Here is a 24,314-nt window from a genome sequence, read left to right as displayed (position 1 = left end):
CGGGCGTTTTATGTGGCCCATGTGCCGGAGGTGGGGGAGCCGGGAGTGGCTCGGTAGTGTCTTCTATGCGGACCGGGGCCCGACGGGGCTACGCGGGGCCGGCAGGGGACGCCGTGGCAACAGGTGCAGGGGCGATCTTCCAGTAGATGACGGTCCTGCCCGTCGGCTTCCACAGGCCCTTGTGGGACTCGATGACCGCTCCGGCTTCGCGCAGCTCGAAGACGCGGCCGGTGACCTGGTTGACGGGGACGCCGAGGTGGTCGGCGATCTGCTGGTTGCAGGCGGCACCCAGCTTGGTGATGGCGCGGCGGACCGCGGTCTGCCGGGCGCTCAGGGGGAGACCCTGGTAGGAGGCGATGCTGGTGGTCTGGACGTTGCTCATGCGCCGCATGTGTACGGCGGCTGTGCCGCAGCTCCACGGAGGGGCCGCGGCACAGAGGTGCCTACGGTGCTGTCTTGGGCGGCGGCTGCGGCGCCTGGGCGTAGCCGCCTTGCCAGAACTGAAGGGGATCGGTGCTGCCGGGGCGCAGCACCATCATGGGTCCGTACAGTGCCAGCACACCGACGAGCATGATGGTGGCAATCAGGAAGGCGATGGTGCGCAGGGGCGACGACAGGGTGCGGTTCTTCTTGGTCACGACCGCCTTCACGCTCATGCCCTGCCCGGATGGACTCCGCTCGGCCTGGGCCGGCACCGAGTGGTACGGCGGCGGCTCGATATTCCTCTTCAGCTTCAGCGGTTCCATGCCACGGTCGTGCCGTGGCGCATGGTGGTCGTGACCTGCGGGAGCGTGGTTGACAGGGCGGAACACCGGTCGGTCACTGAAGGCGTCCACCCGGTTGTGCCGCGAATGTGCCGGCGGCGGGGTGTGCCCCGGCCCGAGCGGTGGCAGCCCAAAGAAATCCAGGTCCGCCGTAGGGCTCAGGGACCCGTGGCCGAGGGGACCGGCCGGAGACAGCGCCGGTGTCTCGTATTTCCTGATGGTCCCGTCCGGATAGACAGTGTCCATGTTGGACCGGCCATCCGGGCGGAGGGTTGTCATCAGGAGCGGCCCGTGCTGGGCCGCGTACCGCCGGAGGGCGTGGATCGCGGTCTGCATGTTGACGCCATGCCCGCCATCGAGCACTTGGCCGCCGATTGTGATTTCGACTGTTCCGTCCGCGTTGATCCACGCCCCGGCAGGAATGAATGTCTCCTGCAGGGCGAGCATGGCTTATGCGGTCTGCAGCGTCTGGAGCTCGTCCAGAGTGCCCCAGTAGGCGTCGCGGACCCGGTGGAGCCAGGAGTTCGCCTCCAGGACCGGGCCGGACATGAATGATCCCTGGTTCGGGAACAGGCCGTTCTTGGCCTGATCCTCGATCTGCGCCCAGAAACCGGCGGCGTCCTCATCAGGCAGTCCTGCGAACTGGACGCCCGCCAGGGTGGCGGCCACGCCAATCGTGTCGCGCAGCTCTTTCGCCCCGGACCGGGCGGTGGGGTCGGTGACTTCCAGGATCATGTCGATCAGGGAGTTGGCGCGCAGGGCCCACTGGGCTTCGGTGAACGGCTCCAGCAGCGACAGCGCTGATTCCAGGGCCCAGTTCGGGTTGCCCTGCAGGTGCAGGTACTGGTCCAGGTCGATGTTGTCCAGGACCTCGTCGGGCGAACCGGCCTGCCAGGCTGCGATGCGGGCGACGTCGGCGGGATCATCGACGTCGATGTCGAGGGTGGAGAGGATGTCCAGCCAGCCTTCCTCTTCGCTGTAGAGCCCGGAGATGGCCAGTTCGAGGCCGACCCGGATGCTCCAGAGTTCGTTGGATTCGACCTCGGGTGCGCCACCTTCACCGGTGGGCAGGCCGGCGTAGCGGTTGGCCAGGCGCGGGGGCAGCCAGAACAGCGGGTGCCACAGCATGGACGGGGTCACTTCGGAGAACTGGCGCGGGCCCGGAGGGGTGGCCATGTACAGCGGCAGCGGCACCGCGGTCAGGCCGTCCAGGACGATGCGGTTCAGGTCGAGGCCGGTGGCTTCCCGCCAGTCGGCGAGGCGCAGGGCGGAGTCCAGTGCGGACTCGGACAGGAGCAGTGTTTCGCCGGGGTCTGTGAGGAAGGGGCGGCGTCGGAGTTCCATGGGTTAGATCCTCTAGTACGTGGGTGGTGGCCTCTGGCACCCATCATGCGTAGATTCTGGGCCTACAGCTCAACATTGGGCGGAAAATTTGTGCCGGCACCCCGGAATATCCCCGTGACGGGCTGTCGGGGCAGGTCTACGCATAGAAGAGGGCATGGCCAACAGCTCAAAAAACAAAGGCGACCGCTTCGAGCGGGAGGCAGTCCCGGTCCTGGTAGACCTCCTGCCGGAGTTCGCCCTCCCGAAATCGATGCGGCACCTCGGTGCCGGACGAGCAGAAGACGTCGGGGACCTTTACGTCCTGGCGGACGCCGCCGTACAGGTGAAGGCGTGGAAGGAAATGGGCGCCGGAATCCGCGCGGCTGCCGCCGGCGCCGTCATTCAGGCAGGTCACGGGGACAAGGACATAGCCCTCGGCATGGTCCCTATCCTGGGAGCCCGCAAAGACCAGGTGCGCTGGCTCGCCTGTGTCACCCCGGGCCGCTGGCCGGTCCCTGTTGAACCGGTCGCCGACTTCGCAATGGTCTCCAAAGCCCTCAAGTGGGTCCGCGCCGATGAAGCACCGCACGGGTTCCGCGCCTGGGACCGGCTGGAGCGCATCGGTCTTCTGGCAGGCACCGGGGAGCCGACCCTGATCGCCCCCATCGAGGCGTGGGCAGCGGCCTACCGCCAGGCACACGCGGTTGTCCTCCGTGCTGCGGCATAAGCCTGCGTAGGCGGTAAAGCCAAGACAGAAAAGTCCCCGGCCGGGGTGAGCTGGCCGGGGACTTTTCTGTTGGTGGCTTACCTGAGGCCGATGACGAGCATCTGGCTGGTGCCGGGGATGCAGGTCTGCAGGAACACCGGGGGAGTGCCGCCCAGGACTGCGCGGACGTTGTTCATCGTCCCGCCCTGGGGGACGTTGCCGCGGGCGTAGGCGGTGAACGTGCCGTAGCCCGGAAGGCTCACCGTCTCGCCGACCTGGATGCCGGAGAACCGGCCCCAGCCACCGCAGAAGTCATGCTCGGTGATCGAGACGGACTCTGTGATGGGTGTGAAGTGGACCGGTCCGGCGCAGCGGTCGATGGCCGCCTGTCCGCCGGAGCCCGTGACGTAGATGGTGCGCACGGCAGGGGCGGCAGGAGCCGGCGCGGGAGCAGGTGCTGCGGCAGGGGCTGGGGCGGCCGGCGCAGGAGCTGCTGCGCGTGGTGCTGACGGTGCCGGAGCGGCCGCGGGGGCAGCCGGGACGGTGACCATCACGGTGACCGGCGGGCCGCTGAGCTTCAGGACCTGGCCCGGGAAGATCAGCGAGGACGTGTTCAGTCCGTTGGCGGCCAGCATCTCCATGAAGTTGACCCCGAACCGGGAGGCGATGGACCCCACCGTGTCGCCGGGGGCGACGGTGTACTCATTGCTGACCGGTGCAGGCGCAGGGGCCTCCGCCGGCGGTGCCGGTGCTTCAGCTGGCGCCGGTGCAGGGGCTTCCTCCGGAGCGGGGGCCGGGTCTGCGGGTGGCGCAGGTGAAGGCGCCGGTGCTTCCTCGGCCGGCTCGGTGGCCGCTGCCTCCTCGACTGACTCCTCGGCTGCCGGTGAAGGAGCCTGGGTCTCCGCCGTGATGCTGGTTGTGAATGATGCAGCCTGGGGCGCCAGGACGGCGCCGAACGCGGCCGGTGCGCCGGCCAGGAGGGCGAGGGCGCCTGCGGTGACGATGAGCCTGGTCCGGTTGGCGGTAAGGAAGGTCCCGAGCCGCGGTGGCTTCTTCTCTTCGGGCGGCGGCGGGGTGAACGAATCGGTCATGATGTCCTTCGGGTGCTGGATGGTCATGCCCGCGCACGGGTGCGCGCGGAGACTGGGCAGTCCCAACGGGTCATGCGCAGAAATTCAAGGGACGGGCCGTTAGCGGTGACGTTTCTTGCCTGTGCCGCACACAGGGGAAGAAGAAGCACCCAAAATCAAGGAGGCGTCATGCCCACCAAGCCCGTCCACAAGCCCGCCGGCATCCCCGAAGGCGGCCAGTTCGCGGCCACCGCCCACTCGGACGAGGTGCCGTCCCTGGCGGCCAAACCTGTCCGCCCCGCAGAGACGCTCCGGCGCCTGCGCGGGCACAACTTCTACCCCTCCGCCAGGGAAATGGAGAAGTGGCCGCCGATCTACACCAACGATTCGATCGACCTGCCCGACCAGCCGATCGTTGCGCATTACTTCCAGGGCGGCGCCGACTGGTGGGTCACCGAATACGACCCCGAGAGGAACCAGGTCTTCGGATTCGCCCAGCTGGCGGGCCACGGCCGTGGCGAGTGGGGTTATTCCAGCCTCACGGAAATCGAGCAGCTCCGCGGCCAGTTCGGCCTGCCGATCGAGCGAGAGCTGGACTTCAAGCCCGGTACCCTCGCCAAGGAGTGCATCCCCCAGTACGTCGCTGAAGAGGCGGAGAGGAAGGCCGAAGAGGAGGCCAACGCAGCATCCTCGGCCGCCCTGGCCGCTGCTGCCGAAAAGTCCGCCGGCCAGGCGGCTGCGGAGCCGGTGGTTGAGGACGACGATGAACGGGACTTCGACTGGCCCGAGGACGAGGGTGACCCGCTCAGCCCCGAGGACCGCGCCCAGTGGGACAGCCACCACCGCTTCGCCTACAACTACGCGGCCAGTGTCCTCGGAACAAAAGGGTTCGAGAGCCGCGACCAAGCAGAGCGGTTCGCCGGCTTCGCAGCCAACGCCTACATGGACTCGGGCTGGGACGGGATGATGGACATCCACGGTGTCGTCGATGACTGGCACGCCCAGGAATATCCCAACGGCTAAGCCAGAGCGGAAGACCCCGGCAGCATGGAGCTGCCGGGGTCTTTCTGTGTCTACCGTGGCCGGAGAGCCGTGCCGGCGCAGCCGCACACATGGGTCCCACATCGTCCACCGACCCGAGGAACCACATGCCAACAGCTGCCCAGCACCACATCGTCACGGCCGAAACGATCGTCCTGGATCCCCTGCAGGACAGCGATGACGCCTACCGGTCCGCGACGGAGTACGTCGCCGCGCTTCCGCAACCGCTGGCAGGACACGCAGCAACCCTGCAGGGCACCTTCCAGCACAAGCTCGGGCTGCTCCCCGGACTCACCGGCCCGCGCGAAGTCCAGGAGAAGGACTACCTGCGAAAGAAGCTTGTCGGCATCGCCCTGCAGATCGGATTCCTGGTCAGCGACCTCAAGCGGGACTGGCGCAACTAGGCCCCGCATCAACCGGTCCTGACACCGTTTGATACCGGGCAGCGCCCACCCCTTCGCCGTACACATACCGCCCATGGAAACGACGACCGCCGGACTGGACTTCACCGCCATCGACTTCGAGGCAGCCAACTCCAACCGCGCCTCCGCCTGCGCCGTGGGTCTCGCCGTGGTCCGGGGAGGAATCATCACGCACACCAGGTCGTGGCTCATTTCGCCGCACACCGGCGTGGACTCCTTTGACCCCTACGCCGTAAGGATCCACGGCATCGACGGCGCCACGGTGGCCGGGGCACCCTCGCTGGAGGACTCCATGCACACCCTCGCCGGCATCCTGGGTGACGATCCCATCCTGGCCCACAACATCGGCTACGACGCCGGGGTGCTCCGCCGGTCGTTCGAGATCGCAGGACTCCCGCAGCCGACCAATGAATTCCGCTGCACAGAGAAGCTCGCCCGCGCCGCCCTGGGGCTGCCGAAAAACAAGCTGGGAGACGTGGCAGAACACCTGGACCTGCCCGGGTTCGCCTCCCACAACGCCGGTGACGATGCGCTCACCTGCGCCCGGATCGCGCTGGCCATTGCCCGGCGCCGGAACGCCGGCACCATCACCGGGCTGTACAAGGGCCTGGGCATCGCCTGAGCGCCCCGCCTTCTACGCCGCACACAGGAAGTCATGAGCACACTCACCGCTCCCGCAGCTCCAGCCATCGGGACCCAGTTCACCAGCCATTCAACCGGCCGGACCTGGCACGTCAGCAGCATCGGCGCCACGGGCGTCATCGGACTGACCGAGGAATACTACGGCGCGGACTGCGAACGCAGGTCCTACATGACCGCCGACGAGCTGGCAGCCGACTACATCCCTGGCTGATGTCGAACCTGTGTCAGGAGCGGGGCTATTCCGCGGGAAGGCAGGTTTGGCCGGACTTGTTGGGATCTACCTTCACAGGGGTAACGCCGAAGTTCCTGATGTCCATGACCCAGGGCGATTCTCTTGTGCCACCGGTGTTCCGGACTGCGGCCCACTTGCCGTCAGCTATTCGCACCAAACGGCCAAAACTGCAGGTGCTCCCCAATAGTCCGTCTTTGACCTGGCCTTTCGCCGGCCGTCCGAGCCGTTCCTCGTCCGCCTTGTCTTCAAGCCCAAAGGGTTTGCGACTTGCAGACACCCAATACACATAAACGCCGCCGCTCCACAGAGACTTCTGTGCGGGATCGTAGGTGACGTCGCCGCTGAGGGTCTCGACCCCGATAGCTTTCAGCTCCTGGGCGGCGGCGGCCTTTATTTCAGGTGTGGTGATTTTGGGGCTTTGATAATTACCGTCTGCCCAGGTCTTGTAAGTAACATGGCCCATTTCAGCAATTTCTGCGTCGCTGAGTCCTGAGAGATCCGTGGTGATGCTGTTCAGGAACGCTGAGGCTGCCTGGAGGGAGCCTGTGGCGTCTGCGGATTGAGGGGCTGCTGGCTCCCCTTGCCCCGTCGCTGTCGCTGTCGCTGTCGACCCGGGGGCAGGAACTGCGCTTTGGCTTTGAGTCGCTGCGGATGAGCCAGGTTCTACAGCGGTGCATCCCGTGGATGCGAGGACCGAAGCCAGAGCCAGGACCAAAGCGCCTGCTCGCCAGGCCGACGTCGTACCCATCAATGAAGCTCCGTTCCCCCACTCCGGCAGTCGGACTGCCGAAACATAGTGCTTGTGAGTGACATCAAATCACAGCACGGCGGAAACCCGGGGCAATATCTTCTAGATGTCATCCCTGTGAACATGCGAGGTGCATGGGAAGCCGGTGCGAGCATGCCGGACACATACGCTCCATGAGTGAATCACCACGTCCCGCCCCGCGCCCAGGTGTTCGGACCGGCATCCCACTGCCCGTCTCAGCTGAAACCGCGGCAACTCCTGAGCTGCGTATCCCGGTCGGGATCGGCTTCACCTACCGGGAGAAGGCCACGGGCGACCTGTGGACCATCTCCGCGCTGCGTGCCAGCCGGGCGGTGATCCTCACGCGCAACGAAACCGGAGAATACCGGGACCGTGTGGACGTCGACACCACCCTGCCCGACGACTACGAGCATGTCGGCTGCGACCACGACAACTACTGCTGCACGATCCACCGGCACCACACCTCGCCGATGCACCGAGGCTGCATGCTCCGCTGAATCTGCGCCGGTGGCGCCCGGCATCGGCCAGCGGCGGCTAATTGGCGGACGGACCTCCGGCGCGCAGGAACCGCACAATCGCTTCGGCTTCGGGGCCGCCCACGGCCCGCGTGATGGCCTCACCGAGTTCACCCCAGGTCACCGGGGTCCAGGACTCGATGGCGGCCTGCTGCTTGGGGTAAGCCTCGGCGTAGCCGGGGATCCTCGCGGCGTCGCCGGGGTGCAGTCCCTTGAGACCCCACGGGCCCAGGCCTTCCACTGCGCGTTTTCCTTCGCCCAGCCAAATGAACTTCACCTTCTCGTCCAGGCTCAGGCGTCCATCGATGCACCCGTGCAGGTAGCAGATCACCTGGTTGGAGTATGGGAGGTGACCGTCCTGGTGGCGGTCTTCTTCCCCGACAAACCCGCAGTAGCCATTGCCGGCGTTCACCCAGGCACCGTACTTCGCCTCGACGGCCGCCACCGGGTGCCAGTGGAGGCCGCCGGCAACTGGGTCCTTGTCGTCATTGCGTCCCACGACCACCAGGTCGATAGTCCTGCGCGTGGACATCGTGGAGTCACTGCGGAACTCTCCGCCGGAGATGATCTGGAGTTCCGTCGTGAACGCCGCTCCTGCCGCCGTGCAGAAGAACCGGACAACCGCCTGCTCCAATGATCCAGTGAACATCGTCATGAACGTGGTCACCTGCGATTCCAGGGCGGGCTTGCCCACGCCGTTCAGGATCTCGTTGAAGCGTTTGTGCTTTCCGCGGTGCTTGTGCGCCGCGGCAGGATGCAGAAGGTCCAGGTCGATCAGGTGGGAGATGGTGATGATGCTGTCACTCATGGTGTCCTTCCGGGGTTGGCGTGCAGGGTCAGAGCCACATGATGCTGCCACCGGCGCGCGGTTCGTAGCGCTTGCCGACAAGGCTGTGTGCGAAGAGCTGGTCCTCGTCGGAGGCGGTCTCCGGGAAGTCCTTCTCCAGGCTGCGGACTTCGCCAGTGAGGCGTCCGAGGAGTTCGAGCTCGAACCGGGACTTGCGGGGATCGCCGGACGGGACGGCCTTGACGACCTTGGTGACACCGGTGATGAGCCCTCCGATTCCGACCAGCAGATAACCGGCATCCACGATGCGCGCCGCGCCGGCACCGGTCCAGTCGCCGCGCTGGGCGTTCAGCCAGTCTGAGTTGCTCAGGTGCGGGGCATCGCCCCACCAGGTCCGCCAGCCGTCGGTGCTCCGCTCGGCGGGTGCCGTCTGGATCAGGGGAAGCTTACCGCCGGCAGTGACGAGATCGGCTGTCCGAACAGGCTTCAACGACTCGACAGTGAGGTCGGCCAGGTAGCCGGCAGCCCGGAGTTTAGTCACGTTGGCGCGGGATGTGAGCAAGTAGCCGGCGGCGGCATTGGGGGAGAGCTCCTCCTCAATGACCGGATCTGCGGGGGTTAGGGTGATGCTCGGCGTTGCCATGGGTTCTCTTTCGTCCGGTCTATTGGGTGCTTTCTAAGCATATTCAAATAATTGTAAATGTGTCAATGATTCGAGCGTGAGGATGCACGATCCAAAAACACCCCTCGAAGGCCATAGCAACCCTGCAGCCTGGGACCGCTCTGACCCACGGTGTCCGGCCGTCGGGACCTACGACGCATAGAAGCAGGGCAGGACTTACCGAACAGCGGTGGTCATGGACCGGGACGGTGGACTGTTGGCGAAGCTGATTTACTTCTCCTCCACCTCCAACAACACCCACCGGTTCGTGGAAAAGCTCGGCCTGGACTGTGTCCGACTGCCGGTGCACACCCGCGATGAGACCCACCTCGCCACCGAACCCTTCGTCCTGGTTGTCCCCACCTATGGTGGCGGCAATGACGGGGGAGCGGTCCCGAAACAGGTCGTGAAGTTCCTCAACGTCGAAGCAAACCGCAACCTCATCCGTGGGGTTATCGCGGCCGGCAACACCAACTTCGGCGACGCCTTCTGCCTGGCGGGAGACATCATCGCGGCCAAGTGCCGCACACAACTGCTGTACCGAGTAGAACTCATGGGCACCCCTGAAGACGTGGAGCGTGTCCGCACTGGATTGGAGATATTTTGGAAACGAACACCCTCGCGCCAGAGCGCGTGAGCAAGGACGACCTCCTGCCGGAGGCATACAAGGGCCTTGGCTATCACGAGCTGAACGCCATGCTGAACCTCTACGGCGCTGATGGGAAGATGCAGTTCGGCGCCGACCGCGAGGCTGCCCGCCAGTACTTCAAGCAGCACGTGAACATGAACACCGTGTACTTCCACGACCTGGAAGAGAAGCTCGACTACCTGGTGAAGAACGAGTACTACGACCCGGCGGTGCTGGCTAAGTACTCCGATGACTTCATCAAAAGGCTCGTCAAGCACGTCTACGGGAAGAAGTTTCGCTTCGAGACCTTCCTGGGTGCCTTCAAGTTCTACACCTCCTACACGCTGAAGACGTTCGACGGCAAGCGTTTCCTGGAGCGCTATGAGGACCGCGTCTTCATGGTCGCCCTCGGCCTGGGTGACGGCAACGAAGAGCAGGCCTGGAAGATCGCCGACGAGATCGTCGAGGGCCGTTTCCAGCCGGCCACCCCGACGTTCCTGAACTCGGGCAAGAAGCAGCGCGGCGAGCTGGTCTCCTGCTTCCTGCTCCGCATCGAAGACAACATGGAATCGATCGGCCGCTCCATCAACTCCGCCCTGCAGCTGTCCAAGCGCGGCGGCGGCGTGGCCTTTGCCCTGACCAACGTCCGTGAGACCGGTGCGCCGATCAAGCAGATCGAGAACCAGTCCTCCGGCGTCATCCCCGTGATGAAGCTCCTCGAAGACAGCTTCTCCTACGCCAACCAGCTCGGTGCCCGCCAGGGAGCCGGCGCGGTGTACCTGCACGCGCACCACCCGGACATCTTCAGGTTCCTGGACACCAAGCGCGAGAACGCTGACGAGAAGATCCGCATCAAGACCCTCTCCCTCGGCGTCGTCATCCCGGACATCACGTTCGAGTTGGCCAAGAAGGGTGAGGACATGTACCTCTTCTCGCCCTACGACGTCGAGAAGGTCTACGGCATCCCGTTCTCGGACATCAACGTGACCGAGAAGTACCACGAGATGGTCGACGACGCGCGGATCAAGAAGACCAAGATCAACGCCCGTGAGTTCTTCCAGACCATCGCGGAGATCCAGTTCGAATCCGGCTACCCGTACATCATGTTCGAGGACACGGTGAACAAGGCCAACCCGATCGAGGGCAAGATCATCATGAGCAACCTCTGCTCGGAGATCCTGCAGGTGTCCACCCCGACGACCTACAACGAGAACCTCAACTATGAGGTCGACGGCATCGGCAAGGACATCTCCTGCAACCTGGGCTCGATGAACATCGCCAAGGCAATGGACGGCGGCGACCTGGGCACCACCGTCGAGATCGCTATCCGCGCCCTCACCGCAGTCTCGGACCAGTCCGACATCCGCGCCGTGGAATCCATTGCCAAGGGCAACCGCATGTCCCACGCCATCGGCCTGGGCCAGATGAACCTGCACGGGTTCCTCGCCCGGGAGCGGATCCACTACGGTTCGGATGAGTCCCTCGACTTCTTCGGCTCCTACATGGCCGCCGTCGCCTTCCACGCCATCCGCGCCTCCAACTTGCTCGCCAAGGAACGCGGCACCACATTCGAAGGGTTCGAGCGCTCCAAGTACGCCAGCGGCGAGTTCTTCGACAAGTACGTCACCAAGTCCTGGCTGCCCAAGACGGCCGGCGGCACCGAGCTCTTCACCAAGTTCGGAATCACGCTGCCGACCATCCAGGACTGGGAGGCCCTCAAGGCCTCGGTCATGGAGCACGGCATCTACAACCAGAACCTGCAGGCCGTGCCGCCGACGGGCTCGATCTCCTACATCAACAACTCCACCTCCTCGATCCACCCGGTGGCGTCCAAGATCGAGATCCGCAAGGAAGGCAAGATCGGCCGCGTCTACTACCCGGCCCCGTACCTGACGGACGAGAACCAGGACTACTACCAGGACGCGTACGAGATCGGCTACGAGAAGATCATCGACATGTACGCCGTGGCCACCGAGCACGTGGACCAGGGCCTGTCGCTGACGCTGTTCTTCAAGGACACCGCCACCACCCGCGACATCAACAAGGCCCAGATCTACGCCTGGCGCAAGGGCATCAAGACCATCTACTACATCCGGCTCCGCCAGCTCGCGCTGGAAGGAACTCAGGTGGAGGGCTGTGTTTCTTGTCAACTTTAATCGGTTGATGTCCTGATGGAAGCCCCGGTGACTGCACGGTCACCGGGGCTTTCTGCTGCCTGCCGCTCCCGGGTCTACGCATGCTCAGTGCCAGACACCGACCCGAGGAGCCCCATGAACGCCGACGAAATGCTGGACCAGCCCGCCACCGAACAGCCCGTCAAAAAGAAGAAGTCACTGGTCGCCAAGATCGCCCTGACCGTGGGGCTGCTGGTGGTTGCCCTGCTGGCCGCAGGCGGAATCACCGTCGGGGTCATCTACGCCAACGGCGGCCCGGAGGCCCTGCTCTCCGCAGCCTCCAAGATGCCCATCCCTGACTCGGCCCGTGAGCCGGCGTTCAACCAGGCAGTGAAAAGCGCCGGCGGCGAGTACACCGCCGGCCGGCCAGAGTCTGAGGTCGTCGCCGAGGCCCGGGCGCTGTGCGCACGTCTCGATGCAGGGGAGTCCATCCAGGACGTCGCCATGGACGCCAGCACCGGCGTCAACGACCTGAAGGGCTTTGGCACCGTAATGGGCACCGGAATCGTCATGTTCTGCCCGTCCCACACCGACGAAATGAAGCAGTTCCTCACCGACATCGGCCAGGCCGACCAGGCCCCGTAGGCCCTACCCGAGCTGAAGACACTCTCGCAGGACAGAAAAGCACCCCGCCGGCATGAGCTGGCGGGGTGCTTTGTCGTGACGCTGGGTCGGCTACGGGGCCGGGACAGCGCCGGGCTGCAGGGCGTTCAGCTGGTCCGCGGCGGTCACCACGCTGGCCTGCGCCACGGTGGCTTCCTGGACTGCGGCAGCGGCGGCAGCAGCCGTGGTGGTGGCAGTGACGAGGGCCGTGTCGGCGGCAACTTGGGCCGGGCCGATCTTGGCAGCCTCGGCCTCAGTGGTGGCCGTGGCCTCTGCCAGGGTTACGGTCGCCGTGGTGACCGCGGTCTGGGCAGCGGCGTCAGCAGCCGAAGCGGCGTTCCAGGTGGCGCTGGCGGCATTGAAGTCGCTCATCGCCTGGTTCGCCACTGCCGCGGCATCCGCTGCTGCCTGCACTGCGGCGGCGTTGGCTGCGGTCGCCTCGGACAGTGCTTCAGCGGTAGCGTCCACGTTGTCGTACGCGACGTTGAGGGCCGCATCAGCGGTGGCCTCAGTGAACTCATCGGCGCTCAGCTGGGTCTGAGCAGCTGTGGCGTCCGCGGCGGCCTGTGTCGCAGCGGCGTCTGCTGCTTCGCGCTCGGCCGTTGCGGCGTCAACCGCAGCTTGAGCGGAGTCGACATCGGACTGGACCGGCGGCGTGGCTGACTGCGCATCGGCCAGCGTCTGGTTGGCCGTGTCGAGAGCGATCTGGGCGTTCGTGGCAGCTGTTGCGGCAGCAGCCTGCTTGGCCGCAGCATCGTCGTAGGCAGCCTGGGATGCGGCAGTGGCCGAGGCTGCAGCTTCCCAGGCAGCGGCGGCATCGGCCTGTGCGGCCAGTGCTGCGTCAGCGTTCAGCTGGGCTGTTGCCAGGGGTACCAGCGTGGCCTTGGCGGCCTGCTGGGCGAAGTAGGCTGCCTGCTGTGCCGGACCGATCTTCTGGGAGGCCTCGTTGTAGGCGGCGGTCGCCGCTGCGAGATCTCGGGCGGTGGCGCCCTGCGCTACCGTGAGTGCGTCCAGGTTGGCTTTGGCCGCGTGCTGTGCAGCCAGTGCGGCCGCGTAGGGGCCGTTGGCGTCTGCTGCGGCCTTGTCGGCTGCCTCGTAGGCTGCCTGTGCTTCGGCGGCGGCCTGTGCCGTGGAGGTGACCTTGGCGTTGGCAGCGTCAAGGGCCGAGACTGCACGGTCGTAGGTGGTGCGGGCGTTGGTGAGAGCCTGCTGCTTTGCGGCTGCGTCCTTGGCCGCTGCATCGGCGGCGGCCTTCTCTGCCTGGGCTGCGGCTGCCGCGCGGGCGGCGGCATCAGCGTTCAGGGCGTCCTGGACAGCCTTTTCGATGGCGGCACGCTGGGCGTCCGTGGTGGTGACACTGGAGTAGACCGGGGCCGCAGCCGGGGCCGAGTAGAAGACCGTCGTGGTCCGGGTCGGAGCGTACGACGGAGTGTATGACGGGGCCGGTGCCGGGTAGGTCAGGTTCTCATCCGGGATGGCAGCAGGGCCGTCCACAGGCGCCTCTTCGTCCACGGGCGGCTTGTCCGTGCCCTCACCCTCATGCGCCGGAGGCGTTGGGATCTCTTCGCCGCCGTCTGAAGGAGCCTCGGGGGCCTTGGTAGGCGATACCGTCGGAGTGCTCGTCGGGGACGACGTCGGCTTCGGTGCCGAGCTCACCGATGGGGATGGGGTGCAGGCAGACAGGGCGAATGCCGACAGGGCGGCGACGGACAGGACCGCTACGGCGGACCGTTTCTTGCTGGGTTGGGGCTGGCCCATGGATGAACTCCTCGAGGGATACGAGCTGGCGCGGCAAAGGCGCGGACGCTGAAACGCGAACAGCACCGAGCATGCGTAGATAACCGCCGGATAGGTCATCGACCGCCGCGGGGGAGCGGGATCTGCGGCTCCGCACACATGGAGCCACATGAACGCTTACGACAACCAGCTCCACGCGGCCCTCAGCCGCCTGGCTGATGCCAACCCGATGTTCGACTTCGCCGCAGCTGACGACGGCGCCCGCTACCGCCAGCTGAAAACCTGGTGGGGCAGGCCGCTTGCAGAAGACCTTCGCCACGGCCACGACGTCTCCGGTCCCATCACGGCCGCCGGCAAATTCACGGACCGCCAGGGCGTTCTCCTGTCCTTCCTCCAGCGACCCCTCCGCGCAGAACGCAGCGGCGACTGGACGATCACCGCCGAACCGGCCGAGGACGAGAGCCTGCAGCTGACCCTCACCGGGTACGGCTTCACCGTGTCCGCGCTCATCCAGGAGACCGGCGGCAATGTCACCACCGCCGGGATCAGTGCAGCCTCAAACGTCTCGGACCCAACCTGGCCGACGCGGATGCTGTTCCGCAACACCTTCCTGGAAGCCCCGGCCGGCGACCTCATCGACGCCCTGGCCCTGGCTGCGGCGTTCAGCCAGTCCCCGTTCGCACGGCTCGCCAACGAGATCCGGCGCACAGGCGTCGAATCGATGGACGCCCTGAACATCGAGATCTACCTTGACTGGGCCACCCTCCAGGCACTTCCCGTCGGTGACCTTGACCAGATCGCCTCCGCGGCCGGCCTTGACGAAGACCAGGTCGAGAAAGAACTGAACAGCGTGCTGCGCCGCGCCGTCGAACTGGGCCTTGCCACGCCTGCCATCCGGAAGATCGCCACCGCGGCCCCGCTGCCTGCGGACGTTCCCACGGCCGGCGGCGGCACAGTCCTCCCCGAGGGGCACCCGGCCCGATCCGTGCTGGACTCCTTGGGCATCGACCTGTCCGGCACCCAGGTCATCGGGGTCGGTCCGGGCAGCAGCTACGGCATCGGAATTGGCGTCGGCGCCGACGGCAGCCTGTCCGTCACCGACCTGCCGTCAGTGGGCGTCCCCGCAGCAGCGGTCAGCCCGGAGGAGGAGTTCGCGGCCTCTGTCGCGGACATGCTGGGCATCTCCAGGGACGAGCTGCAGAACATCCTCGACCAAGGCTAGGCGCGGGCAAGCAGGACGCCCGTGCCGTACCCATCCCCGCCGCACACAGAACTGCGTAGGCCGCCCGTCAGGACCCCGGCCGCATAGATACCACCAGAGACACCCTTCTGAAGCGGGTCGCCTGAACGGCGGCCCGCCCTTCAGGACCCGAAACACCGATCAGGAAGAAACACCCATGGGAACCCTCAAGCTCGTCGAACAATCCCACGCCATCAACTGGAACCGCATCCAGGACGACAAGGACGTGGACGTCTGGAACCGCCTGGTCAACAACTTCTGGCTGCCGGAGAAGATCCCCCTGTCCAACGACGTGCAGTCCTGGGCAACCCTGACGCCCGAAGAGCAGCTGCTGACTATGCGCGTCTTCACCGGCCTGACCCTCCTGGACACCATCCAGGGCACCGTCGGCGCAGTCTCCCTGATCCCGGACGCCATCACCCCGCACGAGGCCGCGGTCTACACGAACATCGCCTTCATGGAGTCCGTCCACGCCAAGTCTTACTCCTCGATCTTCTCCACGCTCTGCTCCACCAAGGAGATCGACGAAGCGTTCCGTTGGTCCGTCGAGAACGAGCACCTTCAGAAGAAGGCGCAGATCGTCATGGACTACTACCAGGGCGACGACCCGCTCAAGCGCAAGGTCGCCTCCACCCTGCTCGAAGGCTTCCTCTTCTACTCCGGCTTCTACCTGCCGATGTACTGGTCCTCGCGCGCCAAGCTCACGAACACCGCTGACCTGATCCGCCTCATCATCAAGGACGAGGCCGTCCACGGCTACTACATCGGCTACAAGTTCCAGAAGGGTCTGGAAAACGAATCCGAGGCCCGCAAGGCGGAGCTGAAGGAGTACACGTACGACCTGCTCGACGAGCTCTACGAGAACGAAGTCCAGTACACCCACTCGCTCTACGACGGTGTCGGTCTGGCCGAGGACGTGAAGAAGTTCCTGCACTACAACGCCAACAAGGCGCTGATGAACCTCGGCTACGAGCCCATGTTCGCCGCGAACACCACCAACGTGAACCCGGCGATCCTCTCGGCCTTGTCGCCCAACGCAGACGAGAACCACGACTTTTTCAGCGGTAGCGGGAGCAGCTACAAAATCGCTGCCGCGGTCGATACCGAAGACGACGACTGGAACTTCTAAGCGCTGTGAAATCGGAGGCTAATTGGCGGTTTGACGACTAGTTGGCGATTTCGTCCTAAGTAGTTGGCGAAAACTGGCCTAGGTGGCGATCAGCACCGTTCGAAGCTCCCGTCACGAAGCAGCAGCATTCCTGAAAGCGTGCATGCATGCATGACTGAACCGCGTGCGAGTCCTCTCGCTGAGGGCCAGTATGCGGACAGGAGGACACCCAGGGGCGGCCGGAGATCCGGCCGCCCCTTAGTGCAACACCGACCACGGAGAACTAGATGACTCTGACTGACTCCAAGACCGAGCCCCTGGACCCCTGGGATGCGATTACCGCCCCGGAGAAGAGGAGGTTTCTGCCCAGCCGTCTCGGCCTTCAAGGCGCGAAGCGACCACAAGCCGTCATGGCCGCGGCGGCAGCTGTCCTGCTCGCATCCGGCATCAGCACCGGCGCCACCTGGCTGTGTCTGGAAGTGGCACGCCACGATGCCGGCTCTGCCCTGCAAACGGCCGTGACAACGGCCCAGCGGCAGGTGGACCTGGCACCCAAGATGGTCACCGCGCTGCGCAATGACCCGCCCCTGGAGCAGGAGACGATCAACGAGGTGGTTCTGGCACGGAACGCGCTGGACGTCCATGACCCCGGTGCTGACGGCAGCGGCGAGATGTTCAGCAAATACGCCGATGCAGACCTGGCGATCTCCACGTCACTGGAACACCTGGTGGCCAGGGCGCAGGAGCACCCGGCGCTGGTCGCCTCGCCGGACTTCACCGCCCTCGTCCAGCAGCTCAACGACATGACACCCGGTATCGACGAGGCAAACGCCGATTACAACAAGGCAGCCCAGCGCTACAACAGCTTCAGGGAATCCTTCCCCGGAAACCTCCTCGCACCCCTGCTCGGCCACGGAGAGCCCTTCGGTTACCTGGACGGCCCGTAACCGGTAAAGCACGCTGCCGTACACATTGGCTGCATGAGCACCGCAACAGTTCCCGCCCCCACCAACGACGACGCCTTCGCGGCCCTGCGCGAGTTGCTCATGGGGCCGGATGCCGCACCGGCGCCGGTAAGGACCATGTGGTCTGTCAGCTGCACCGGGCCTGGGGTTCGGATCTTCATGTCAGCTTTCCGCGCAGCCGAGTTCATCGTCGATGAGAGCCGGCGGCGGGTGAAAGCCCGCAACCCGGAGTCACTGACCGTGCAGCGGCTCGACGGCGGCATGCAGGCGGACTGGGACGCAAGCGCCAACGTGGCCGACGTTTTCACCGCAACCCGGTGGCTGCGGCGCTGCACCAACGACGCCTACGCCGTGAAATGGCTGCTGCGCGACGAAGTCGTCGAGGTTGTCCGGGCCATCCTCGTCAGTGACGACTAGTACCTGGCCTGCCGGGCAGGGGAGGATCCCGGTCCGCACACATAAGCCTGAGCAGACCTTTCCCCGACCTACGGAGACACCCATGACCTACAGCCAGGCAAAGCGCGCAGAATACCCGGACCAGGATGAGGCGTCCCTGCTGGCAGAGTTCACCGCCGAGCTGCTGGCCCGCCGCAAATTCGCAGAGACTGGCCATCCCGGCACGACCTTCGATGACTGGATCGGCAGCGATGACGCGACACGGCAGGAGCGGATGGAGAAATTCCGTGCACACGCAAATAGCTTGGCGGCCCTCGGAATGCTCTCCTGGCCCACGATCGAAACCCCTGACGTCGGGTGGGCTGTTGAGGGGCCAGGGCAAATCCGAGGCATGAAGGCCGCGCCGGCACTGGACTGGGTCCAGCCGTTTGGCCGCAACGCCAAGCGGGCGATCACCTATTTCCGGGCCTGCCGCACCACTGGCCAGCCGTGCAGGCTCTCCTGGGCCTTCTCGACACGGAAGAACGGTCTGAGCCTTGGCTGAAACCACGCAGCAAGCCGGCCACCCCGTGCTGGACTGGCTCATCGCTGACTACAAAGCCGCAGCGTCACGGCGCCGGGACAGAGGCCTGGACGAAGTCCGGCGCTACCTGGAGATCGCGGCACTGGAGCCCACCGAGGAGCTCGCCCATGAGCGGACCACCGCTCTCGAAGAGGAGTCCGCCAGAAGATATTCCGAGGCCTGCAGGGTGAAGCCGCCCCGCTGGAACCTTCCCGCCAGGCTCCGCGCCGCCCTCACCATCAGGCGTCTCGCCAACGACCTGTCGGCCGCCCACCACGCCGATCGAATGTACTGGCTCGTACACCGGAATCACCGCCAGGCTGTCCGGGACCGCCAACGCGCAGACCTTCAGAGCCACAGGGCTCACTGGGCCGTGGACAGCCACATCCTTTCCTGCTCCTGCGGGAACACGACCGACTACATCGCCCATATCGCTGCCCTGCTCGGCACCGACGAAGAAGCCGCCCGGGAGGTCCTGCTGGATTTCCACGAGAACTTCGAGACCAACGCCGGGATGTGCGGTGGTTGCGAAACCTGCTCCGGCTCCTCTGCCGCCGTGCGATGCCTGATTTGCGGACACGCGGACGACCCATGCCTGACCTACTACGTGGCTGCCGGCCGCGGCCCGACCGACGAAGGACCATCATGAACGAGAACTGCAGGGCCACTGTCACAGGGATGGGAGTGGGCACCGCTAAGGCGGCACACGGAACCTCCCAACACCATGAGGCAAGCGGAGTGAACCGTGGCTGAGACGACGGGACGTGTCGAGGAAGACTCCTACGACCGAGGACATGAGCTCTACCGTAAGAGGCTCCAACGATGGCGTCGCCTGGAATTCACCGGTGGAACGGCCTTCGGCTTCGGAGTCGCCGCGGTGTGCGCACCGTTCAACCCGTACACCTATGGGCTGGAAGGGGCCGCCCTGATCGCGACCATGCTCATTGGCGTTGTGCTCCTGGCCGCAGGTGCGCCTGTCTTTGGAGTCGCAAAGTCCAGGATCCGCCGGAACAAGCTGGACGACTTCGTGTACCGGATTGCGGTCCACTTCATGAGCGAGATGGGCATTGACCAGCCGGAGAAAGTGCTCGACCAGAACCCGCGCTACCTCGAAGCCTTTGAAGAAGTCAGGTCGGCAGTCACAGCAGTTGAAGCATCGAACGCCGGCATCCGAAAAGGATCAATGTCTTTGACACCGCGTTCCCGCCGGATCGGCTCCCTCGTACTGCGCGATGAACGGTCCCTCGGGCTTACCCCGCAACTGGTGTCCCTCATCAAGGACCAGATGATCCTCGACTATGACCTACTGGCCGCACGACTGGATGGAATCTGATGCCTCCCCGCCTGCTCATCACCGGGTCCCGCACTTGGGTGGACCGCAAAGTCATCCACAAAGCCCTGCGCGACTGGTGGGACTCCACCGGCAGGGACCCAGAGGCGGTGCTGGTATCCGGCGGCTGCCCCAGGGGTGCTGACCGGATCTGCGAGGAAATCTGGACCAGGAACAAGCTCAAGGTGGAGAGACACCCTGCGCAGTGGAAGAGGCCCGACGGCACGGTGGACAAGCGCGCCGGCTTCACACGTAACGCGGCCATGGTCGACACAGGCCCGGACCACCTCATCGCCTTCATCATGGACGGCTCCAACGGCGCCACCCACACCCTGAACTACGCCAGGAAGAAGGGCATCCCCGTCACCGTGCATGAGGACAGCACGTAACCGGGGCGTGGAGACTAATCGCGGTCACCGCACACATGGGGTCAAGAAGCCCGGGAATCGACCCGCGGCATAGACACTGCAGGAGTATCCCCGTGACAGCGCCAACCACCGGCACCGCCCGCCCCGACGCTGCTTCCGGCCCCCGCAGGCGCACCTGGTGGGAATCGCTCGCCTGCACGGCTGCCTACGTTGAGGCCAACGGAAAGAACCCTGCACAGACGAATCCCGACCCGGAGGTCGCCCGGCTGGCGTTCTGGCTTCGGGACCAGCGGAGGAACACAACACCACAGCGCCAGGCGGCCCTGGATGCCGCTGTTCCCGGCTGGCGGGGCAGCCACCCCGGTCACCGGGCCTGGGAGGACTCCCTTCAGGAGTTGCGGGCCTTTGTCACCTCACACGGCAGGCTTCCCCGCTGGAGCGCGGCTGATGACGAGATGAGGCTTCGGAACTGGTTGAACGACCAGCGCCGCCGAGCCGACAACGAGCAGCGTGCCCGGCTGGATGAGGTCTGCAAGAACTGGGACGAGCCCGCCTACCCGTTCGAGGCCCAGTTCGATGCACTGAAAGCATTCCATGCCGCCAACGGCAGGCTCCCGCGCCCCGCCGACAAAGGCGAAGCCAGGGCGCTGGGCCTGTGGCTGAGCAATCAGCGCCAGACCGCCTCACCGGAGCGCCGGGCTGTTTTGGACGCCGAGTTCCCGGGCTGGCACGTCACCCTTGAATCACAGTGGGAATCCACCCTGTCAGCGTATGCGGCGTTCCTGGGCAATCGCGGACGTCATCCCCGTGGCCAGGCGGCCGGCGCCGACGCCGAGGAAGTCAGCCTTTCCCGCTGGATACAGAAGCAGCGTGCCAACGCAACAGGTGACCGGGCAAAGCGGCTGGACGCGGCAGCACCAGGATGGCGTGGAAAGTCCCGGGCGGCCGCCTAGAACCTGCGTGATTCCGGCCATGCCGCACACAGGGAGGCGTGACTACAACACTGCTTGCCGCCCCCTTGGTGATCCCCGAGTCCCTGCGCCGCAACATCGCATACTTCAGGGGCGACGCCGCCGACGCCTGGCTGGCTGACGCCCTGGATCTCGCCCAGCGGCTCGCCGATTCCTGGCACGTCGCACCAGAGACCATCCTCGAAGGCGGGGCCATGTCCCTGTGCATGCTGTGCAGACTGGAGGACGGGTCTGCGGCTGTACTGAAGATCCCGGAAAGCCGCGGCGCCGGGACAGCAGAGTCGTCTGCCCTGCAAATGTGGAGCAAAAGCGCCCCCGACGTCCTGGCCACCGATCAACGCTCCGGTGCCTTCCTGATGGAGTTCATTACGGCCACCGGGACGCAGCCCAACGAGGAAGACATCGCCGGGCTCCTGGACAGGCTGCACGTGCCCACGACGCCACGGCTACACCCGCTGGACGACGTCCTGCAGGCCAGGATTGGGGCTGCCGCCGCACGGTTCACCGGACTGGCGCCCGAGACCGGGGCCCTTCAGGACGCAGCTGCCGTCATCGCCGCCCTCCAACGGACCGCCCAGCCGACGACGGTCCACGGGGATTTCCAGGCTAAGAACGTCATCCACACGGCCACCGGAGCCCTGGCCATCGACCCCCTGCCGGCAGCCGGCGACCCCTACTCCGACCTTGGACTCTGGATCGGGACCGGCTCAGGAGGGCCGCGCAGCGCCGCCATCTGGCACTACAGCGAAGCCGCAGCCGATCCCCGGCGCCTTCTCGCCTGGGCCTGGGCGCTGACCGTCCTGGAGTTCCGTCACGGTCGGGGGCGGAGGGACGCCCGTGAGTTCATCGAGGGAAACCGGCACATTGCTGCGGACTTCGGAGCACGTGACAGCCCCGTCAGGGCCTTGGCCGCATAGAAAACCCTAGATGTACCGCAGGCGGGCACTGCCCGCCCTGCATACAGTCCACCGAAAGGCCTAACCATGTCACGCCACCGCAACGGCAACGTCGTCCTTGAACCGCCGCCCGTTCACGCCCTGACGGCCGAGGAGGCCCAGGGGCACATGCGCCAGCTGTCCATCTGTGTCAGCGAGGCAAAGTTCGCCACCACCTCGTCCGTCACCGCCCACTGCTGGCGCAACGAGTTGATGACCCGCGAATACGCCGAAGAGCTCTACCGTCTGGTCACCAACGACTACGGAGTGCCCCGCCTGCGCGTCATTGACCCGACGCCTGACGCAGCCGCCTACCTGTTCGAAGCGGCTCGTGCTGCCGGGAAGCCGGAAAGCGTGGAGGTGCGGATCTCGGACGCAAGCGGCCGGACGTCGCACGCCCGGTTCGCCACCCTCGGGGAGTACCTGGCCGCAGCCTCCTGACGGCTGGCCAGAGGGGCCGCGGCCACTAACGAGCAAAGCAGCTGCATGGCGTGTGTTGTCATCACCCCTGTCTCTGGATTGCGCCATCATTGGAGAACTGCCAGAAGACGGACGGCGCCCGCCAGGGCTTCAGAGATGAAGGAACGATGACGCATAACAACGAATCCGGCCAGGTACTCCTGGCCGCTGACGATTCAATGTCCAGCCCGGAGGAGAACGAGTTTGCTCTCCGGTGCCCGGAATGTGGCGAGGCCACCGGCCTGCACATCGATGGGGTTGTGGTCGAAAACGCCGGCGGCCAGCGGGTCCAGGTGGAAGCCGACGGTGAAGACAGCGGTGCCCGCCTCGACGTTCGGCTGGAGACCGGTCAACCTCATGATGGGCGCCGGCACAAGTTCACGTTGACTGGCTCATGCGAGCACTGCGGAGGGAGCTTCAGCCTCGGTTTCAAGCAGCACAAGGGGACGACGTTCTTTTCGAAGACCTTCACTCCCTAAGCCTGGCCGCCCCAGGGTGGTGACGTTTTTCACCGCTGTCGTACACATGGGGTTCAAGCCGGGGAACCGGCCATCCGAAGAACGGGGAAAGCGCGCCCCGGAGGACGGACAGGTAGGCGGATCGGCATCCGTCCCCCTGGTCCTTGATTGGAACCCCCTGAGACGGGGCCCGGAATCGATTACCGGCAATGGACAAAGGGCCCGAGACCGTGGCCTCCGGAACTAGCCGACGGATGAGCAGGGCGGAGCCGAGAGCGTGAACGAGTCGCTACCGGTCCTCGCGGGCCGGGCGGGTTCAACCCCCGACGGGCAACGTCCTGCAACATAACGGAGCCGGGAAGATACGTCTTCCCGGCTCTTCTTGTTGCCGGCACCATGCCGTTGTTCCATTCCTTCCCCCATGCCGTACACATGGTCATTGACCCGGACGCCCTACCGACAGGAAAACCGCAATGACCAACTACAGCCGTAAGGACCTCGAAGCCATCATCGCCGAGCACTTCGGAATCCCAGCCACTGACCCGCGCGTGGCCACGGTGTATGCCGACATGGTTTTCGACACTGGCCGTTACTCAGACGACCCCACCGAACACTTCGACTTGATGATGAATACCCCGGGCATCATTGCCACCGACATCATTGCCGACGGGGTGCGTCAGTGGCTGGCAGGCCGAACCCTCAGCTGAAACATCCCGCCCCGCTCTGCAGAAGGACATTACGTTGGCAAGCATCAGTCACTACGCCGTGCTGGACATCAGCCCGGACGCCGCACCCGAGGACGTCAAGAGGGCCTACCGCTCCATGGCGGGCAAGACCCACCCGGACCGCGGCGGGATGACCCACATGTTCCGGATGGTCCAGGAGGCCTACGAGACGCTGTCCGACCCGGACCTGCGTGCCGCCTACGACAGGGAAATGGGCTTCGCCCCGGTCCCGGACGCTCCCGCCGCCCGGTATGACGAGGGCGGCTATGAGGACGCGGGCCACGACGAGCAGGATGACGCGCCGGCGTACGAGGACGAGGCCCCGGTTCCGCAGCGAAAGAGGCTCCGGCCGGCCATGATCGTCTGGGCTGCCGTGGTCGCCGCTGTCGGCGCCTACTTTGTGTTCCAGTGCGTCGGGCTCCTGGCACTCACCCAGCCCAAGACGCCGTACAGGCTGTACACCGCCAATGGCACCCCGGCCGTCGTCTACTTCGTCCTGTGGGCCGTCGGGGCCCTAGCGGCAGTCTTTGCCGACACCTGGTTCCGGACCGTAAGGGCACCCCTGGCGTGCGCCGTTCTCGCTGGCGCCTTTGCCCTGGTCACCGCAACCGGCACGTTTCCCGTCTGGACTCTCGCCCTGGGCACGGGGCTGGCACTGACCCTGGTGATTGCTCTTCCACTGCAGATCCTCCGGGCCGACAATTATCGGAAGTGATATAATCG

At 65.5% G+C, this 24,314-nt stretch carries 31 protein-coding genes; 23 read left to right on the top strand and 8 right to left on the bottom strand.

Features of this window, described 5'->3' with window-relative positions; all coding sequences use genetic code 11:
* Positions 1-88: 88 nt before the first annotated feature.
* The 3 genes from IDT60_RS23125 to IDT60_RS23115 all read right to left on the bottom strand — a co-directional run bounded on the left by IDT60_RS23125 (position 89) and on the right by IDT60_RS23115 (position 2,108).
* Entirely contained in the window at positions 89-382 is a 294-nt protein-coding gene (locus tag IDT60_RS23125; protein ID WP_223884048.1) for a hypothetical protein, read from the bottom strand.
* Positions 383-443: 61 nt separating this feature from the next.
* A complete protein-coding gene (locus IDT60_RS23120) occupies positions 444-1,211 on the bottom strand; it encodes a hypothetical protein (RefSeq protein WP_191082291.1) in 768 nt (255 codons plus the stop codon).
* A gap of 3 nt (positions 1,212-1,214) precedes the next feature.
* Complete coding sequence (locus tag IDT60_RS23115) at positions 1,215-2,108, bottom strand: hypothetical protein (RefSeq protein ID WP_191082290.1); 894 nt, start codon at positions 2,106-2,108, stop codon at positions 1,215-1,217.
* 154 nt (positions 2,109-2,262) lie between these two features.
* On the opposite strand from IDT60_RS23115, the gene IDT60_RS23110 reads away from it, so the two are divergent.
* Positions 2,263-2,814: a hypothetical protein gene (locus IDT60_RS23110; protein WP_191082289.1), complete on the top strand. Its 552-nt coding sequence runs from the start codon at positions 2,263-2,265 to the stop codon at positions 2,812-2,814.
* 77 nt (positions 2,815-2,891) lie between these two features.
* Here IDT60_RS23110 and IDT60_RS23105 read toward each other — a convergent pair whose 3' ends face one another.
* Entirely contained in the window at positions 2,892-3,911 is a 1,020-nt protein-coding gene (locus IDT60_RS23105; RefSeq protein ID WP_223884047.1) for a LysM domain-containing protein, read from the bottom strand.
* A gap of 141 nt (positions 3,912-4,052) precedes the next feature.
* On the opposite strand from IDT60_RS23105, the gene IDT60_RS23100 reads away from it, so the two are divergent.
* The 4 genes from IDT60_RS23100 to IDT60_RS23085 all read left to right on the top strand — a co-directional run bounded on the left by IDT60_RS23100 (position 4,053) and on the right by IDT60_RS23085 (position 6,179).
* The gene (locus tag IDT60_RS23100; RefSeq protein WP_191082288.1) at positions 4,053-4,886 is read left to right on the top strand and encodes a DUF2958 domain-containing protein; all 834 of its coding nucleotides are present in this window, start codon (positions 4,053-4,055) and stop codon (positions 4,884-4,886) included.
* A 125-nt stretch (positions 4,887-5,011) separates the two neighbouring features.
* A complete protein-coding gene (locus tag IDT60_RS23095) occupies positions 5,012-5,308 on the top strand; it encodes a hypothetical protein (protein ID WP_191082287.1) in 297 nt (98 codons plus the stop codon).
* 73 nt (positions 5,309-5,381) lie between these two features.
* Positions 5,382-5,948, top strand: a complete 567-nt coding sequence (locus IDT60_RS23090) for an exonuclease domain-containing protein (RefSeq protein ID WP_191082286.1) — start codon at positions 5,382-5,384, stop codon at positions 5,946-5,948.
* A gap of 33 nt (positions 5,949-5,981) precedes the next feature.
* Complete coding sequence (locus IDT60_RS23085; RefSeq protein ID WP_191082285.1) at positions 5,982-6,179, top strand: hypothetical protein; 198 nt, start codon at positions 5,982-5,984, stop codon at positions 6,177-6,179.
* Between the two features lie 25 nt (positions 6,180-6,204).
* Here IDT60_RS23085 and IDT60_RS23080 read toward each other — a convergent pair whose 3' ends face one another.
* Positions 6,205-6,663 (bottom strand): hypothetical protein, encoded by a 459-nt coding sequence (locus IDT60_RS23080; protein WP_191082284.1) that lies wholly within the window; start codon positions 6,661-6,663, stop codon positions 6,205-6,207.
* Between the two features lie 458 nt (positions 6,664-7,121).
* On the opposite strand from IDT60_RS23080, the gene IDT60_RS23075 reads away from it, so the two are divergent.
* Complete coding sequence (locus tag IDT60_RS23075) at positions 7,122-7,466, top strand: hypothetical protein (RefSeq protein WP_191082283.1); 345 nt, start codon at positions 7,122-7,124, stop codon at positions 7,464-7,466.
* A 37-nt stretch (positions 7,467-7,503) separates the two neighbouring features.
* Here IDT60_RS23075 and IDT60_RS23070 read toward each other — a convergent pair whose 3' ends face one another.
* Entirely contained in the window at positions 7,504-8,292 is a 789-nt protein-coding gene (locus IDT60_RS23070) for a hypothetical protein (protein WP_191082282.1), read from the bottom strand.
* A 28-nt stretch (positions 8,293-8,320) separates the two neighbouring features.
* Positions 8,321-8,914, bottom strand: coding sequence for a hypothetical protein (locus IDT60_RS23065; protein WP_191082281.1), 594 nt, complete (start codon positions 8,912-8,914; stop codon positions 8,321-8,323).
* A 235-nt stretch (positions 8,915-9,149) separates the two neighbouring features.
* On the opposite strand from IDT60_RS23065, the gene nrdI reads away from it, so the two are divergent.
* The 3 genes from nrdI to IDT60_RS23050 all read left to right on the top strand — a co-directional run bounded on the left by nrdI (position 9,150) and on the right by IDT60_RS23050 (position 12,319).
* Positions 9,150-9,569: a class Ib ribonucleoside-diphosphate reductase assembly flavoprotein NrdI gene (gene nrdI, locus IDT60_RS23060; protein ID WP_223884046.1), complete on the top strand. Its 420-nt coding sequence runs from the start codon at positions 9,150-9,152 to the stop codon at positions 9,567-9,569.
* A 14-nt stretch (positions 9,570-9,583) separates the two neighbouring features.
* Positions 9,584-11,716: a class 1b ribonucleoside-diphosphate reductase subunit alpha gene (nrdE, locus tag IDT60_RS23055; RefSeq protein WP_191082593.1), complete on the top strand. Its 2,133-nt coding sequence runs from the start codon at positions 9,584-9,586 to the stop codon at positions 11,714-11,716.
* Between the two features lie 114 nt (positions 11,717-11,830).
* A complete protein-coding gene (locus IDT60_RS23050) occupies positions 11,831-12,319 on the top strand; it encodes a DUF732 domain-containing protein (protein ID WP_191082279.1) in 489 nt (162 codons plus the stop codon).
* A gap of 90 nt (positions 12,320-12,409) precedes the next feature.
* On the opposite strand, the gene IDT60_RS23045 is transcribed toward IDT60_RS23050, so the two are convergent.
* Positions 12,410-14,095, bottom strand: a complete 1,686-nt coding sequence (locus IDT60_RS23045; RefSeq protein ID WP_191082278.1) for a hypothetical protein — start codon at positions 14,093-14,095, stop codon at positions 12,410-12,412.
* 148 nt (positions 14,096-14,243) lie between these two features.
* On the opposite strand from IDT60_RS23045, the gene IDT60_RS23040 reads away from it, so the two are divergent.
* From IDT60_RS23040 to IDT60_RS22975, 14 genes are all read left to right on the top strand, one after another.
* Positions 14,244-15,296, top strand: coding sequence for a hypothetical protein (locus IDT60_RS23040; RefSeq protein WP_191082277.1), 1,053 nt, complete (start codon positions 14,244-14,246; stop codon positions 15,294-15,296).
* 175 nt (positions 15,297-15,471) lie between these two features.
* Positions 15,472-16,443, top strand: a complete 972-nt coding sequence (nrdF, locus tag IDT60_RS23035; RefSeq protein ID WP_191082276.1) for a class 1b ribonucleoside-diphosphate reductase subunit beta — start codon at positions 15,472-15,474, stop codon at positions 16,441-16,443.
* Between the two features lie 266 nt (positions 16,444-16,709).
* Entirely contained in the window at positions 16,710-17,369 is a 660-nt protein-coding gene (locus IDT60_RS23030) for a LemA family protein (protein ID WP_191082275.1), read from the top strand.
* A 33-nt stretch (positions 17,370-17,402) separates the two neighbouring features.
* Positions 17,403-17,804, top strand: coding sequence for a hypothetical protein (locus IDT60_RS23025; RefSeq protein WP_191082274.1), 402 nt, complete (start codon positions 17,403-17,405; stop codon positions 17,802-17,804).
* Between the two features lie 82 nt (positions 17,805-17,886).
* Positions 17,887-18,327 carry a hypothetical protein gene (locus tag IDT60_RS23020; protein WP_191082273.1) on the top strand — a complete coding sequence of 147 codons (441 nt, stop codon included), beginning with the start codon at positions 17,887-17,889 and terminating at the stop codon, positions 18,325-18,327.
* Positions 18,320-18,994 (top strand): hypothetical protein, encoded by a 675-nt coding sequence (locus IDT60_RS23015; protein ID WP_191082272.1) that lies wholly within the window; start codon positions 18,320-18,322, stop codon positions 18,992-18,994. Before IDT60_RS23020 ends, IDT60_RS23015 begins: the two co-directional genes overlap by 8 nt.
* Before the next feature lie 96 nt (positions 18,995-19,090).
* Positions 19,091-19,678: a hypothetical protein gene (locus tag IDT60_RS23010; protein WP_191082271.1), complete on the top strand. Its 588-nt coding sequence runs from the start codon at positions 19,091-19,093 to the stop codon at positions 19,676-19,678.
* The gene (locus tag IDT60_RS23005) at positions 19,678-20,064 is read left to right on the top strand and encodes an SLOG family protein (protein WP_191082270.1); all 387 of its coding nucleotides are present in this window, start codon (positions 19,678-19,680) and stop codon (positions 20,062-20,064) included. Before IDT60_RS23010 ends, IDT60_RS23005 begins: the two co-directional genes overlap by 1 nt.
* A gap of 92 nt (positions 20,065-20,156) precedes the next feature.
* Entirely contained in the window at positions 20,157-20,996 is an 840-nt protein-coding gene (locus IDT60_RS23000) for a helicase associated domain-containing protein (RefSeq protein WP_191082269.1), read from the top strand.
* Between the two features lie 38 nt (positions 20,997-21,034).
* A complete protein-coding gene (locus IDT60_RS22995; RefSeq protein WP_191082268.1) occupies positions 21,035-21,931 on the top strand; it encodes an aminoglycoside phosphotransferase family protein in 897 nt (298 codons plus the stop codon).
* Positions 21,932-21,997: 66 nt separating this feature from the next.
* Positions 21,998-22,390, top strand: a complete 393-nt coding sequence (locus IDT60_RS22990; protein WP_191082267.1) for a hypothetical protein — start codon at positions 21,998-22,000, stop codon at positions 22,388-22,390.
* Between the two features lie 146 nt (positions 22,391-22,536).
* Positions 22,537-22,887, top strand: a complete 351-nt coding sequence (locus tag IDT60_RS22985) for a hypothetical protein (protein WP_191082266.1) — start codon at positions 22,537-22,539, stop codon at positions 22,885-22,887.
* A gap of 452 nt (positions 22,888-23,339) precedes the next feature.
* Positions 23,340-23,573, top strand: a complete 234-nt coding sequence (locus tag IDT60_RS22980; RefSeq protein WP_191082265.1) for a hypothetical protein — start codon at positions 23,340-23,342, stop codon at positions 23,571-23,573.
* Positions 23,574-23,607: 34 nt separating this feature from the next.
* Positions 23,608-24,306, top strand: a complete 699-nt coding sequence (locus IDT60_RS22975; RefSeq protein WP_191082264.1) for a J domain-containing protein — start codon at positions 23,608-23,610, stop codon at positions 24,304-24,306.
* The last annotated feature ends 8 nt before the right edge of the window (positions 24,307-24,314 follow it).

The sequence above is a fragment of the Pseudarthrobacter sp. BIM B-2242 genome (assembly GCF_014764445.1).
In the GTDB taxonomy this organism is placed as follows: domain Bacteria; phylum Actinomycetota; class Actinomycetes; order Actinomycetales; family Micrococcaceae; genus Arthrobacter; species Arthrobacter luteus_A.
This window is presented reverse-complemented; position numbering and strand designations above follow the sequence as displayed.